This is a genomic window from Ningiella ruwaisensis, from assembly GCF_004798935.1.
Taxonomy (GTDB): Bacteria; Pseudomonadota; Gammaproteobacteria; order Enterobacterales; family Alteromonadaceae; genus Glaciecola; species Glaciecola ruwaisensis.
In genome coordinates this window covers 104,471-119,796 of sequence record NZ_RAHT01000005.1, presented here as the reverse complement: position 1 = coordinate 119,796, position 15,326 = coordinate 104,471, and the positions used below count along the sequence as shown (strand labels likewise).

Genomic DNA, 15,326 nt, shown 5'->3' with positions numbered 1-15,326 from the left:
TCAAGTGAGACACTTAAAACTTCTCGTTTATGCAGATGTGAACTTGAACATTATGGACGGATCCTCAGTTTGGCTTGCTGAACTCATAAGATTTCTTGCAGAAGAACCGAAGATTAAGTTAGATTTTTTATCAAAGGCGCCTAATCAGGGAGGTCCACTAAATCAAGAAATTGATCAGCTAAAACATATAAATCGCTTGGAGAGAGTTAGGCACTCAATGAAGCCCGACAAAGCGGCTGAAGAAATAATAGCATTGGATAAGGAGAATGAATATGACCGAATACTTATAAGGGGCAACATTGAGATGGGAAACATTCTTTCTACGTCTTTAGATGAACGTCTCGTATACTATACATTAGAGCCCTTTCAAAAAAGACATGAATTGACTGCAAATCAAAAAGAGAGTATTGGTCAATTTATGAGGCGATGCGCATTTATTATCGTACAAAGTGAAAGGATGCGTGTGAGTTATTGTGAACAATTCGGATTAAAAGAGGAAAAGTGCTATATCCTTCCGCCTCTCATTCCTCCAATAATGACAGCCCCTTCATTTAGAAATCACACAAATAGTATTTGTTATACTGGAAAATTTTCTGAGGAGTGGGGTACTCCAGACTTAGTAGATGTATTTAAACGGCTAAAAGAAAAAGTACCGTATATCAAACTAAATATCGCTGGTAACAAATTTCACGGTGAATTAGGAGGAAGAAGGGAAGAAATTCACGACTTTTTCGAAAATGATCCTAGTATAAACTGGCTTGGAGTTGTTTCTAGGCAGGAGAGTATCGCGCTGTCACGCCGCAGTGATATAGGCTTTGCGCTAAGATCATCTGAAATTGACAATGATGAATCTCAAGAGCTTTCAACTAAACTATTCGAGTATATGAGTAGTGGCAAACCCGTAGTATTAAGACCAACACGAGTTCACAAGGAATTACTTGGCTATGATTATCCTTTGTTTGCGTCTGATAACAATGAAGCTACGGATAAGATAATTGATGCTCTTACTAATGTTGAAACATATCAACTCGCTGCAAAGATGTCTTATGAGGCTTATGAACGATTTGCAGATTCAATAAATCATGGCGATATTCTTGAGAAACTACTTTCTCATCAGCAAAAAACAATATTGTTTGCAGGACATGACTTTAAGTTTCTTCGCGATGTTATAGGTGCTTATGAAAAGGATCATAATTATCTCGTTTTAAAAGATCATTGGCAAGGCCATACAAAACATGATGCTACTCAAAGTAGACAGATGCTTTCACAAGCGGACATAATTTTTTGTGAATGGGGTTTGGGAAATGTACGTTGGTACTCCCAAAATAAGCGTCCCGGTCAGAAACTGGTAGTTCGCATTCATCTTCAAGAAAATCAAGTTCCTCAATATTTGAAAGAAGCAAATTTAGATAATATTGATAAGCTTATATTTATAGCGCCTTATAGATACGAGGAGTTTGTTGAACTGCACAATCTACCCAGAGAGAAGTGCAAGCTCGTTTTTAATACAGTAGATTGTAAACGGTTTTCACGGCTTAAACATGATGAAGCGGAATTTACTCTCGGTTTTATAGGAATGGTTCCATGGCGTAAAAGATTCGATCGTGCATTAGATATTTTTGAAAGCTTATGGAAGATTGACAAACGTTTTCGGCTTCGTGTGAAAGGAAAAACTCCCCACGACTACCCATGGATGAAACAGCCAAATTTTGTTAATGAATTTACCAAGTACGAAGAGCAAGAAAAAAGAATAGAAGAAGCCCCTTGGAAAAACAATGTTATATTTGATGGGCATGGTGATGATATGCCAGAGTGGTTTCAAGGTATAGGCTACATTCTATCTACAAGTGATTTCGAAGGCAGTCATCAGGCCGTGGCGGAAGGCATGGCGTCTGGTGCCATTCCAATAATTCTACCATGGGCCGGGGCTGAAACTGTCTATCCTAAGAAATATGTCTTAGAGAATAAGCTTAAAGATTTCGAAGCGCCGTCATTCGATATTCAGCAGTCAAAAGCTGTTATGGACTACGCAAAGCAACACTTTTCTACCGAGCACATTGTAAGTCAGTTAAGGGAACTTATTGGATAATGGCTGGAACTAAACAAAATAATTCGCTTAAGAACGTTTTTGAAAACGTTAATACCGATCAGGTTGCCTTTTTTGTTAAAGAAAACTCGGGTAGAAACAAAGAAGCTAAAGACTGCCTACTTCTAGCGATGAATGAAAACATAGTTGAAATAAAGAGCTTTGATAATGCACACATTGACTTTCGAACTTTTGACTGGAAAACAACCGGTCAGGACCGAAATTGGTGGTGGCAAATACAAGCACTGCCGTTTTTGACTTGGTTTGTTTCAAGTAGAAAACTACTTTCCCTAGAAGAGCGACGTCTTGCGGCGAAGTTTTGCAAAGACAGTTTAGTCAACTGGATTGAAATCACTCCAGAGGATGATGACAAGACGTTGAGGTGGCATGACCATGCAACTTCCTACCGATTAACCAATTTTTTTAATTGGACGTTTAGTCTGTGGCTAGATGATGAGCTTAATGATTTCATTCAAGATATAGACCTACCATATCGAATGGAAGATATCCTAAAGAAACATATTGCTTGGTTGTCTGAAGATGAGAATTATTCAAAGTATACCAATCATGGATTTGATCAGGCCACTGCTGTTTTCATTATAGGGCTTTACACGAGCTACCCTGTTTGGAAGCCTTTTTTCGAACTATCTGAAAATCGCCTAATCGAAGAAATTGAGTTTGCATACACAGAAGAAGGTGTACACAAGGAAAATAGTCCTGGTTATCACATTTTTATGCTTAGAAGATTAAATCGATTCAACAAACTGGGTGAGCTGTATGCTAACAAGGTATCTGAAAAAGCGATAATACTGGAAGAGAGAGCTAAACTTTTTAAAGAAGCACTGACTCTTCCAGACGGAACACTGCCTTTAGTGGGTGATACTCGTGGTGGCCATTTTGTTGAGAAATATGACTTTCCTCGCGAACTAACTATTTATGACTATTCAAAGTCTGGCTACGTTATTATAAAAGGTCACGTTTTAGATAAGCCTTTGTACTTAATGGTCAAGAATTGTTTTGACTCAGTGTATCACCGACACGATGACGATCTTCATATCTATTTAAGCTTTGACAATATTGATTTGTTGTCAGATGGTGGCCTTGGTTCACACAATGAGAGAGATCCGTTGCGCATATCGCTTCGAAGCAACGAATGTCACAATGTGCCATACATCGCTGGTGAAAAAGCGCTTAGAAATAGAAAGTCACTAGCAAGCGCTCCGACATTGAGCGTAACTGAAGATATAATTGTTGCGGAAAGTTTTTTGTACGGCCGAAAAATAAAACGCACAATTGATATAAGTCAGTTGGAGACTGGGGCGATTGCGATAACTGATGTTGTTGACGGAAAAGAAAAAGGGTTAATGGAAAACCTCTTCTTTCATCAGTTTGCGGATGTCTCATTAAAAAATAGTAACGCAACTATCAGTGTTGGTGGTCAAAAGCGAATGGCTATTTCATTTGGCAGTGAAAACATCAAGGTTGAAACAAAGGAGCGGCCCTTTTCCAAGCAATATGGAGTTTATGAAAATGCTCCTGCGTTGGAAATTGATGCAAGTGAAGGTAGTCATTTTAGTTTTGAAGTTCGGCTTATTAAGACACAGTAAAAGTTTTCAACTATTCTTTACAGTTATCATAATATCTACCGGAAAAGAACTCGATAAACACGAGTGTTGGCGACGGAAGCATAATTTGAGTGGATTTAATGGGCGTAACTGGCTAATATTTAAATGGATAATCTCATCCAATTACAAGGCTATTTCTTCATGTCTAATCACTTTGATACGATAGAAGTATATATTGGTTCTTTACAGAAAGCTCTTTTGAAACGAATTGAACAGCAGGAACGAACAAATCGTAATTTGGTGAACCAAATTTATACGCAATTGGAAAGCCTGTTCTGGTTAGAAAAAAAAATATCATTAAAGAATCAACTCCCTCCACTTAGGGGGTGGACAACATCTCCCGATGTTCTTCTAAGACTGCACTCTTATATTATTGAGACAAAGCCCAAGTGTATAGTTGAGTTCGGTAGCGGTGCATCGACTGTAGTGATCGCTGACGCTTTAAAGCAAAATGGAAGTGGCAAACTTTATTCGTTTGATGATAGTGACGAATTTGGCAGAATAACACAAAGCAATCTCGAGAAGGAAGAACTGGAGAGCTTTGTAAATCTAACAATAGCCCCTTTAGTGCCTTGGTTGGGTAATCACCTCACCACCGAAAGCGAAACTCCTTTCTGGTATGATGCAAAAACCCTAGAAAAAGTGGACTCTGTTGATTTAGTTTGGGTGGATGGTCCTCCGGGCAAAACGTGCAAATTCAGTCGATTTCCAGCGGTACCTGCTGTTATTAATAAATTGCATACCTCCTCTCAAATTTGGATGGACGATACAATTCGAGAGGAAGAAACCCAAATCTGTGAGGAGTGGTCAAAATTAACTAATATGTCTTTAACGTTTTTTACATTGGAAAAGGGTTTAGGCATTCTTTCATATAAGGATGAAAAGAATGATTTGGAGAAAGAATCAATTACTTCTCCCCCGATACCAAATGTTTCAATCGTCTCAAAACTTGATTTTAGCTAACAGTGTAATGTCATGAGTAATCGAATTAATTGGGAAGCTTGGGCTAGCTATTTCTTTTTTGGTTACCCGCTGGGAAATGCTCGTTACCTAAAAGATGACGACACTACTGAGTCAGCTACTATAAATCTACCCATAGAAAGAGTGTATTTAGAGCCTGCTTCTCAATCAATTTCTAATTATGAGTTAGCTATTAAACGAACTGCTGATACGTTTCTTCACACACTTGAAACTCAATTACAGCAAAGGGCGGACTTTGACCCTGTAGTGTTTCTAAGTGGGGGCTGGGATTCAAGAGCAATACTAGCTGGTATTCGCAAAATAGCGCCACATCGGAATGTAGAGGCTTACACAACGACATATGATGGAGGAAACAACAAAGAGCAGGTGTTTGCTACCCATGTAACCAGCTGTTTAAAAGTTCCACATACCATTGTAGAGCTATCTGATAACTACTATCAAGCACTCAGTGAACAAGCACTATCAGAGAGTGCCTTCTCAACCAATATGCATATATGGATGCATGACTTTCTTAGAAAAACTCAGCTTACGAGAAACCATGTAAATTTTGATGGATATGCAGGAGATTTGATTCTTCGAGGAATGAAGCAAGGCATTAATGACGACGTGTTATCTCCCGACTCTGACGAGTTTTTTCGTCGCCTCAGAGTTCAAATCCCTTCTACTGTGCTTTCTAAACCTGTATACAACACGTTAGAAAAGCTGGCGAGAAAAGCGCTCGCAGATGAATTAGCCAAGTACCCGAGTGAGACACGGGTTTTAAATTTTCTAATGAACAATCGCGGTTCAAGAGCCGTAGGTTATTCTATTGCAGCTCAAAGAAAATATATTGAAGTAGAGCTACCTTTTATGGATAAAATGCTACTCCAATTGGCCACCGAAATTGATCCAGCAATTCGTCTAAGCTCTGGCTTCTACCCTGATATTTTAAAAAAAATTAACGCTAAAGTTGCCGCACTTCCTTCCACAAATAGTCCCGAGTCTGAACAAAAAGGGTGGACGACAAAACCGATAATTAAGCACTCTGATGCAAATATAAAATTCATGCTCGATGAAATTGGTAGTTTGGCAAAGGAAACTGGCAACGCAGCTGGAATTGTAGATTGGTTTACTCTGGATCCTGAAAAACCTGTTAATAGTAAGCGCGCGCAACCGTTTTTAAGACGTCACAATCAAACTCTTGAGTCGGTTTATTTATACACAAAATGGTTTAGACATAATCAAAATCAACTTACCCAATGTAATGTGCTCAGTGATAGTTTTGCTTTAGATGAAGTAATCACAGCTTCTGCAAAGAAACCTCTCAAAGAAAACTTTGACGAAATAAAGGCGCAATACATTTCTGAAATCGAAGCCCTAAAGAGCAATCACAAACTTCATTTCAATTTAACAGTAGATGTAGAAGCCTTTTCAATAAGCGATTATTACGCAAGTCAAACAGCACTTGAGAAAGAGGTAGATAAACTCATTTTCGCTGATTTTGGTGAAGGTTCTGTGCTCGAGGCTGAACTACTATCGAAAGAAATACCTTGCACATATTTCATTGAAAGTTACTCACCTCTCTTGAAAAGCAATTCTGAGTTTGCTCGCGTTATTTCTTTCTTTGACCGTGAGCACACCGAAATTGGTTTGCATTGTCACGCATTTTCAATCGAAGCGAACATTCTGAAGCAACTCAATCTGTCACATGCGTGGTACAGAGACAAGGAGAAACTAATAGAGGTATTGCGCTGGGGCAAGCAGCGAATAGAGTCAGCGTTACCTTTTTCAAGTGAAATAAGTGCTTTTCGCTCTGGCAGATTGGATGTATACCCAAATATGGAGGCTTGTGTTAAAGCTGCGGGGTTTAGCATCGATAGTTCTCTAATGGATAGCGTTGAAGAAAATCACTTTGAAACGCGATCATCATTTATAGGTAATGGTGTATTCAGCAACCAATATGTCACTGAAGTTCCACTCACAAGTTATCGTATTGGAGATAAAATTAGAGGTTTGAACTTCAACAGCACTTCTTTCGAGCAGGTGTGTCACTTGATATATCTTGGCGTCAAATTCAAACTACCGTGTTTAACTATTCTATTGCACAGTTGGAGCTTCGGAAAAGGCGGTCAAACGAGTTTGCTAGGCAAGAACATTCAAACCGAGCCAGATGAATATCTAATAGAAAAGTTCAGGCATTTGATAGACTTTGTAGCGCAGATTTCAAATGTACGGTTCTCAACACTGAACGATGCTGTAAATTCGATTATGCATCAGCCTGAAAATGAGCGATGCCAGCCAGCTGAGCGACTTAACCTACAGCCAGAGTTAATTACTGTCACCTGCGAAATTTCGGGCGGCTTATTAGTTGCCTCTATACAGGTTAATCAGGACTATGTTGAAGGTTCTTTTATTTACGCTTTCTATCTCATTGCAGATGGAGAGGTAGTCGACAAACATCTGTATAAAGGTGAATCGAACACTAGATTCGATATCTCGGCTTTTGATACCAGAGTTGAATTGGCTGTTAGAGGCTTCGTAAAGCGCAAAGGGGATAGCAAACCATTGATAGCAAAAACTAAAGACGTAAATTTTTGTAAGTGACTTTACTGATGTGGTTATACCCATCGATACGTCTCTTCGTTCATTTCATAGTTACTGACCGGCCGAACTCACTGGGAGCGAATAAAGCGTGATAGTTCATTAGATCAAGGAAGCCAATACACCAGTGAAGACTTTCAAGACTATTTATCACAGCATAATTTAATCAGCAGTACCAGCCGCCGTGGTCATTGTTTCGATAATGCGGTAGCAGAAAGCTTCTTCCATTCGTTAAAATGAGAGAGCTAAAAAGAAAATCTACAGAACTCGAAGCGAACCGAAAGCGGACTTGTTTGATTACATAGAAGCGTTTTACAATTGGGTTAGGCTGCATAGTTATCTTGGTCATCAGTCACCCCATGAGATTAAAAAAATGCTTAACTTCGCTAGCTGAGTGTCTAGATAATTGGGGTAGACCATTGAGTAAAGTACTTATGTTTTTCAAAGCGATTTCAAAAGGGATTTAACCCAAAAATTATGAACATAAATCTTACAGTCGAATACACATCTAATAGAATCTTAGTTAAATGGTCTTCAAAAGAACTCGACACACTGTTCAAAGAAAATAAAAGAAGTGTATCGCTAGTATACCACTGCACCGTAGAGCTGAATGATTACATTGTCGGCTCTACTGTCATTGGTTTTATGCTTCCAATTGTTTCGAAGTCTTTTAGCAAAGATAAAATAAACGTTCAGATCAACTTACCCATAAGTCAAACAATAGTCCGGCAGTGGTGCCTTTACCGTGATATAAATAATGTCAAAGTACAAGGGACTGGAGTTTATAAAAAAATAATCCCAAAGAGTTTCAATAAAAAGCGAATTTGTTTGCTTTATGGAGGCGGTAAAGATTCTCTTGCAGCCTTGAAAATTTTTGCACAAAATCATCCAGATGCTGAGATTTTTATTTCTCGAATCCATTGGTCTGTTCAAAGCCAGCAAAAACACAAACAAATATTCGAAAACGTAGTACTTGCTGAATTAATAAAGATCTTCCCTAGTCTTAGATACTGTAGCGTATCAACAGATATCTATAGTAATGTTAAGGATGTAAAAACGGCAAGACTTATGAATATGGCTTTTTATCACTCTATATCGTTGCCAATTACCTATTCTGTAAATCCTGACATACTCAATCATAGCTATGATGCTTTAGAATTTAGCACGAACAAGGGACTGAGATATAAAAGTGCTAGGCCGGAGTCTGACCTTATGATGACCGAATTGTTGCGCCAGTCTGGTTTGCAAACTCGTGTGAGAAATATATCCTTTGCAATTCCTGGATACCTACATCTTGATATTTTAGCAGAGGGCAATGATGATTTCTTAAATGCTATTTATATGTGTGAGGATACTCGAGAGAGATGGTGCCATAAGTGTAGAAAATGCTTTACATTTTTTATTTTTTGTCTTTACAAAAACCTCAATCAAAGTGAATTCGGTATAAGCGCTACCCGTTTAGCAAGCAGATACGGAATATTAGCCAAAGTTACCCAACAAATTCAATCCCTGCCAAGGGGTGATTATGTACCACTAGCAAGTTACGAAATGCATCACTCCTCCTTAGGTCATTTGATGAAACAAGTTGATATTTCATCGCTTGCATTTAGCAATGACGTAATTGATATGATAAAAACCATCAAAAATCACTACAGCGAATGTGAATCTGACGATAGCATGTCCATTTGGGAAAACGCTGCTTTATTGGAGAGCGGCGGGGATGAAGACTATTTAGAGTATTACAAAAGTCTTGGTTTGGAGATTTGTCGGGAACTGGAAATTACTCTGCAAAACAAAACACTCCAAAAATATAGTTTCTAAAACTATTTTAGTTTTGTGGTGGATGAAATTTACTATCAAGAAAATTTAATGGATTTTATGTCCGAAATAAGGTGTTAACAGATAAAATCCATTCTTTCATTTTAATGCAAAACTATTGGCTCGATTACGTTGATACAGTAATAGCTTACTATCAAAGTAAAAAAAGCAATCCAAATACTTGCCAAGTATGATTGGGAGGTGAGAACATTGGCTAAATCTTTAACATCAGACGGTATAATTACAGAAAATAAAAGAGTACAATTCGCGCCGCTAGTAATTTTATGAAAGTTGGAAAACCAGAATTAATGAGTAGTGTGACAAATCGAATAAAAACATTTATTAGACGCTTTTTAGAAGACCCGAAAGCGGCATTTCAAGCTTTTCTCAGCAATCGTTTTACAACAACTCAAATCGAACATATCCCACAAAGCGATACTGACCTACTAGCGAGTATAGATTTTGACGCGAAGGAATTTGAAAGCAAGTTTAAGGCAGTACTGGTTCAACACTTAGAGCTTACAACCTACGATAAAAATAGGCTGTCCATAAAAGGTGGTAAACTTCGTTGCACTCTAAATGATGATGCTCAGTATGAACCTGTGTTTCGGAAATTTTATTGGTTACTCATTAAATCTCCTAAAAGTAACCATCACGAAATTGCCGGTGAAGTATTAAAACTTTACTCAAGTATTGTTGGACAATCTCAGGCAAGAGAAGAGTTTTTTATGAACATGAATGGGCACTACAATGCATTTTTAGAGCGTAAAGAAATGCAAGAGGCTCTTTCTGGCAATAAGATTGCTTATCCAAAACTCTCGCTAAATCTGCTTGAATATGGAGAGGCAAGGTATCTGACCAGCCTTAAAAATCTTATTTCACAAGCAGCGCAGTTGACTAACAAGGAGAAAAAATCGTTTGTAATATCATATGAGCACATAAAGCTGGAAAGTGACATTAATAAACGAGTTGAAAAAGCTATAAGAGCTTTGTTTTGGCAAGCTCTTACTTCTCCGGAGCCAAGCACGCTTCTCGTTGCATCTCACCTAATGACATTATACAAATACTTTGCAGATCAACACGATGCGTATCAGCAATATTATAGCAAAATGCAAAGGCAGAACTTAGGAGTTGTAGAACTAGTTAAAAAGCATTCCAACGCGCCCCAGCAGAGAATGAAAAGAGCATCCGGGAAGCTTAATGGCGGTTACTTTGTGCACAATTGCTTGCCATTTTCAAATGGTGGATATGCGATTCGTACCGATTACATTGCTACAGCCCTAAATTCCAAAGGCTTAAACTTAACATGCTTTGCGCGAATGGGCTTTCCTAAAGACTTATCAACAGAACATCAGGTAAGCGAAAAAGAATTGTTTATTAACGGTACCAAATATGTATACAACGATGACTTTGGAAGAAATACACTGTCTTTGGAAAACTATCTCACAAAAGCCCAGGAATACTACTTTCAAGTAATCAAATCATACAAACTAGATTTTGCGTTGGCGGCGTCTAATTATATTACATCCTTACCTGTTCTTCTTGCGGCAAAAAAAGCAAATATACCTTTTATTTACGATATGAGAGGGCTCTGGGAAGTTACTCGTCTTAGCCGGGAGCCTGAGTTTGAGCACTCTTTTAATTACCGTTTACAATGTTTTGCTGAAAATTATGTATATCAGCATGCTGACGGCATGTCATTTATCTCAGTGCCATTACAACAATATGTTGAAAAACGCTCTGGATTTTTACGACCATCGAACACAGTCATCACCAGAAATAGCGCTGATTTGTTTAGATTTATCAACGAAAAGAAGCGAACATCAATAGTGCTTGATGAGGAGTATCGCAAAGAATCTGGTGATTTTATATTTGGCTATATAGGTTCATTTGTTGTGTATGAAGGACTTTTACTTTTAGTAAAAGCCTTTCATTTAATGCTTACGCGGCTAGAACAGAGCGAGAAAGCATCTGTTAAATTGCTGTTGGTTGGGAGTGATAACGCGACTAGTAGTGAATTGAAAGGCCCCATTTTCGCAGAAATAGAGGACTATATTATAAACAATGACTTACAACAGAATATACATTTAACCGGCCGTGTCGACGCAACTTTGATTTCATCCACCTATCAATTTTTAGATTGTTGTGTTTTACCGCGTATTTCATCACCAGTTACTGAAATAGTAACTCCTCTGAAACCTGCAGAAGCACTGGCGTCGGGAATTCCTATATTATGTTCCAATGTGGGTGGATTAATTGAAATGACTAAAGATTCAAAACAAGTACGATATTTTACGGCAGGCAGTGATGAATCTTTGTGCAATGAAATGATGGATATACTTAACTTAGATCGCAACGATGAATATTTTAGCGCCGACAGTGCCAGAGAGTATTCATTAACCAACTTTGATCATAATATCTCTTGCAGCGACTTGTACGATTTAATTTTGGACCTTGTGGTTGAGCCGACATCAAATTAGTCATACTGAATAGTAATAAACGATGTGTTAAGTACCCTGCGGGAATGGAAACAGTGCTTTAGCTATGCGCCGCTCAAAAAAGATGTGAACCATGTCAATTGACTATAGTGTGTCAGAAGTTGTAAAAGAGTATGCTACGACCGTCACAAACCTTTTACCTCGTGGCTACAACGAAGCTGAATTAGAAGCGGCCATGAAACTGGCATTTACCGCATTGAATGCTGTCACTGTGGGCAAATGGAATCAAATAATGAGCAAGAGCAGCTGGTATTATCCACCATTTCACTCGAGCGGCCAGCACTACTGATGATGAAACGACTCATCAAGCGTAAAAAGAAAAAGTTTAGTCAATACCCTTTGGGCATTGACAATTACTGGGTCCGAGAAACTTAAGATGGTGGCTTGGTCTTTGGTTGTGAGGCTATAGGGGAATCTAAGCAAGAGTAAACTGGGAAACACTAGTACGGTCTATTTTGACCGCTTACTCTAAAACAATTGTTTTTTGTAACTTGCTTAACCAAATGTATCTGTTAGCCTAAAGTAGTTGCACTTTCGCTTGATAATGAAGTAAACATTAATTTTGAGCACCGTATTGAAACTACCTGATATAAACCGTTTTTTCAAAGTTCTAAAAACTGGCCTTGCAAATAAAATAAAGAAACAGATTTGCTTAGTTTCCAATTCTGAGTTATTCAAATCTTCTTTTTTCACAAGACAGTTAGACGATAGTCTGGAATTCGAGAATAAAAAAGAAGCGATCAAGTTTTACTTGGAAAAAAATTGGACATGGCACTTAGCATGTTCAAAAGAATTTGATGGTGGATGGTATTTAGATGAATATCCAGACGTAAGAAATGCCAATATTAATCCATTAGTTCATTTTCTTGAGCATGGTCAGTTTGAAGGACGGCTCCCAGTCAATAATGTTGCTGCCGCATACGAGTATCATTTATGGGCAGGGGCTCAAAAGATTATGTTGCCAAGACTAAAACGTTTAGTCGAGGATGTAAATTCGAGTGGAATTGCGAGAAGCTACGGACGTTGGGCTCTAGCGCGTTGGGCTTATTGGTGTAGCGATTTTGAAAGTGCTTTTGCTCATCTCAAAGCATTTCATGAATGCAATACCAAGTACCCGAACCATTCAGGGCCACTTATTCTCTACATAGTTATTCTATTAAGATTGAAACAACTTGATTCTGCAAAACATATTATAGATAGAAAGAAAACCGATAAATCCTTCATTTCAGATCTGTTATTACTAGAATCAAATTTGTTCCACGCAGAAAATGTTCCACTGTCCTGCTCCAAAAAATTAGATGCAATTAATAAGATTTTTCAGGCATATAAGCTGTGCACATTGGCAAAAGCCAATCAAAATAAACCGCTTACGTTAAATAACCTCAAACCGGCTGTTTCAACTCGAATAAATTGTGGGAAAAAAGTGAGCGTCATTATTCCTGCATTTAACGCAGCAAAATATATTGAAACGGCTCTCGATTGTTTGTTATCTCAAACTTGGAAGAACTTAGAGGTGATTATTGTCGATGATGCAAGCGAAGACAACACAAGTGAGATTGTTCAACATTGGATACAAAGTAATGCTTGCCGCAACGGAAAAGAGTTTAAGCTTGAAATAAAGAATAGAAATGCTGGTGCTTATTCGGCGAGAAATCACGGTATGAGCATTGCGACCGGCGATTTTTTAACAGTGCACGATGCGGATGACTATTCACATCCGCAAAAGATAGCCTTACAAGCTGAAGCTATTGAAAAATATAAAAAGCAAGCAAGTGTTTCATCATGGGTTCGGTGCAGTGAGGAGCTAGTTTTTCAACATTGGAGAGTTGAAGAGTCATTAATACATCGTAATGTTTCTTCTTTGATGATTTCTAGAAAGATTTTTGACGAGTTGGGGTATTGGGACCAGGTGAGGTTTGGAGCCGATACCGAATATTACGAGCGGGTAATAATGCGATATGGACGAGAATCAATTATCGAAGTTTTACAGGATGTCCCGCTTTCATTTGGCCTGAGTGATTCCAACTCGTTGACAAACAAAAGGCAATCTCACCGAATTACAGAGTTCTTTGGTGTTCGCAAAGACTATCTCGACAGTGCTCGAATTTGGCATCGTTCTTCTGATGCCTCATTGTACCTTGATAAAGATTTTGTAATAAGGCCATTTCCAATACCAGATTCTCTTTTAACTAGTCGACAAAAAAATGCGCCAAAAACCGATTTTAGAGATATTATCCGTTATTCAGAGATTTGGGATGCTAACTGGTATATATCGCGATATAAAAATCTACAAATACAGAAGATAGATTGCTTAGAACATTTTGTACAGGAGGGGTTTCATCAAAATTATGATCCTTGTTCAGAGTTATCAATCTCATATTTAAACAATTTTTATAGCTCAAACTCACAAGTACACCTAGCAGATTTGGATTCGATATCGTTGGAAGTTAAGCCGCCTTTCAAGATTAAAGGACAGAGTTCTAAGGGGTGCCAAAATGTTCTAATTTGTGGTCACTCGGCTGGACGCGAACTGTTTGGAGCTGAACGCAGCTTTTTAGATATGGTTAAAGCGGCTTCTGGTCGCAATTATAGAGTATTCATTACACTACCTTCTGCAGAAAATAGAAAATACATTGAGCAATTATCCGCCTATTGCGATTCAATATTTATATTAAATGATGCATGGTGGCAAAAAGGCATATCGGCAGTTGATACAAATATCCTTCTGTTTGAGCAAATATTAATCGAGTACGAGATAAAACTCGTTCACGTGAATACCGTGGTGCAAAATAGTGTTTATGAAGCGGTTGCTCGCACAGGAATTCCTATAATAACTCACGTAAGAGAGCTTTTGAGTGAAGATGCTACTTTACTGAACACTTTATGCGCCTCAGCAAAAGAAGGATATAGACGGGTGCTGCATAGTTCAGATTGTTTAATTGCTAATTCTGTGCAAACAAAAAAAGATGTAGTTAGTCAATTACAACTAGGTCGCGAGGAAGCCAAACACATTCAAGTAATTCCTAACGTGTTCGATCCGTTAATGAGCGAATTTGATAAAACGTCGCAAAAAAGTGGAAATCTAGACTCTACAATGCGATTCGGATTGATAAGTAGCAACATAACAAAAAAAGGAATCAAAGATGCTGTCGAATTAGCCGATAATCTCGAAAAAATTGGTTACAAAGATGTGGAAATTGTGCTTATCGGTCCTGAGACTGAGCTAATCGCACAGATAAACGAAAAGAAACGCTTTGGCAAGCATAGACTTTTGAAGTATCTTGGTTACGTTGAAAATACGGCGGAAATTTATGCAAATATTGATGTGGTTTTGAATTTGTCTAATTTTGCAGAATCATTCGGACGAACAGTATTAGAGGGAATGGCATATGGCAAACCTTCACTTGTCTACGAAAAGGGAGCTCTTTTAGACATAGTCGAGCATGAAAAGACTGGTTTAATTGTGCCATTTAGAGATATTGAGGCTTTATTAAAGGCAGTCTTGCGGATGAAAAGTGACTCCCACTTTTACCGACTCATGAGCAAAAATGCAAAAGTTAAGTTTGAGACTAACTTTTCAATCGAAAGCTATGCTGATGCGATTGATAAAGTTTATAAAGTTTATATTTAAAACTAGGCGACTAGTAGTGATAAACTTTCTATGCTTCTAAATGAAATTTTGACTCGAAAATGAGATACTTTGAATTTAATAAAGGACAGTTATGCATACTCGATATG

The 15,326-nt window shown here is 38.1% G+C and carries 8 protein-coding genes and 1 pseudogene; all 9 read left to right on the top strand.

The annotated features are described in order from the left end of the window. Nucleotides 1-4: 4 nt before the first annotated feature. Nucleotides 5-2,089: a glycosyltransferase family 4 protein gene (locus tag D6V41_RS11530; protein WP_136251678.1), complete on the top strand. Its 2,085-nt coding sequence runs from the start codon at nucleotides 5-7 to the stop codon at nucleotides 2,087-2,089. Further along, nucleotides 2,089-3,693 carry a heparinase II/III family protein gene (locus tag D6V41_RS11525; RefSeq protein WP_136251677.1) on the top strand — a complete coding sequence of 535 codons (1,605 nt, stop codon included), beginning with the start codon at nucleotides 2,089-2,091 and terminating at the stop codon, nucleotides 3,691-3,693. The genes D6V41_RS11530 and D6V41_RS11525 overlap by 1 nt, the downstream gene beginning before the upstream one ends. Before the next feature lie 159 nt (nucleotides 3,694-3,852). Next, nucleotides 3,853-4,674, top strand: coding sequence for a class I SAM-dependent methyltransferase (locus D6V41_RS11520; protein WP_136251676.1), 822 nt, complete (start codon nucleotides 3,853-3,855; stop codon nucleotides 4,672-4,674). A 12-nt stretch (nucleotides 4,675-4,686) separates the two neighbouring features. Continuing rightward, nucleotides 4,687-7,275, top strand: coding sequence for an asparagine synthase-related protein (locus D6V41_RS11515; protein WP_136251675.1), 2,589 nt, complete (start codon nucleotides 4,687-4,689; stop codon nucleotides 7,273-7,275). A gap of 102 nt (nucleotides 7,276-7,377) precedes the next feature. Next, nucleotides 7,378-7,666, top strand: a pseudogene (locus tag D6V41_RS18370) (IS3 family transposase); the annotation flags it as partial. A gap of 83 nt (nucleotides 7,667-7,749) precedes the next feature. Continuing rightward, complete coding sequence (locus D6V41_RS11500; RefSeq protein WP_136251674.1) at nucleotides 7,750-9,093, top strand: adenine nucleotide alpha hydrolase family protein; 1,344 nt, start codon at nucleotides 7,750-7,752, stop codon at nucleotides 9,091-9,093. 281 nt (nucleotides 9,094-9,374) lie between these two features. Then, on the top strand, nucleotides 9,375-11,570 hold the full coding sequence (locus tag D6V41_RS11495) for a glycosyltransferase (RefSeq protein WP_136251673.1): 2,196 nt from the start codon (nucleotides 9,375-9,377) through the stop codon (nucleotides 11,568-11,570). Nucleotides 11,571-11,661: 91 nt separating this feature from the next. Then, nucleotides 11,662-11,877, top strand: a complete 216-nt coding sequence (locus D6V41_RS11490) for a hypothetical protein (RefSeq protein ID WP_136251672.1) — start codon at nucleotides 11,662-11,664, stop codon at nucleotides 11,875-11,877. A 285-nt stretch (nucleotides 11,878-12,162) separates the two neighbouring features. After that, on the top strand, nucleotides 12,163-15,219 hold the full coding sequence (locus D6V41_RS11485) for a glycosyltransferase (protein ID WP_136251671.1): 3,057 nt from the start codon (nucleotides 12,163-12,165) through the stop codon (nucleotides 15,217-15,219). The last annotated feature ends 107 nt before the right edge of the window (nucleotides 15,220-15,326 follow it).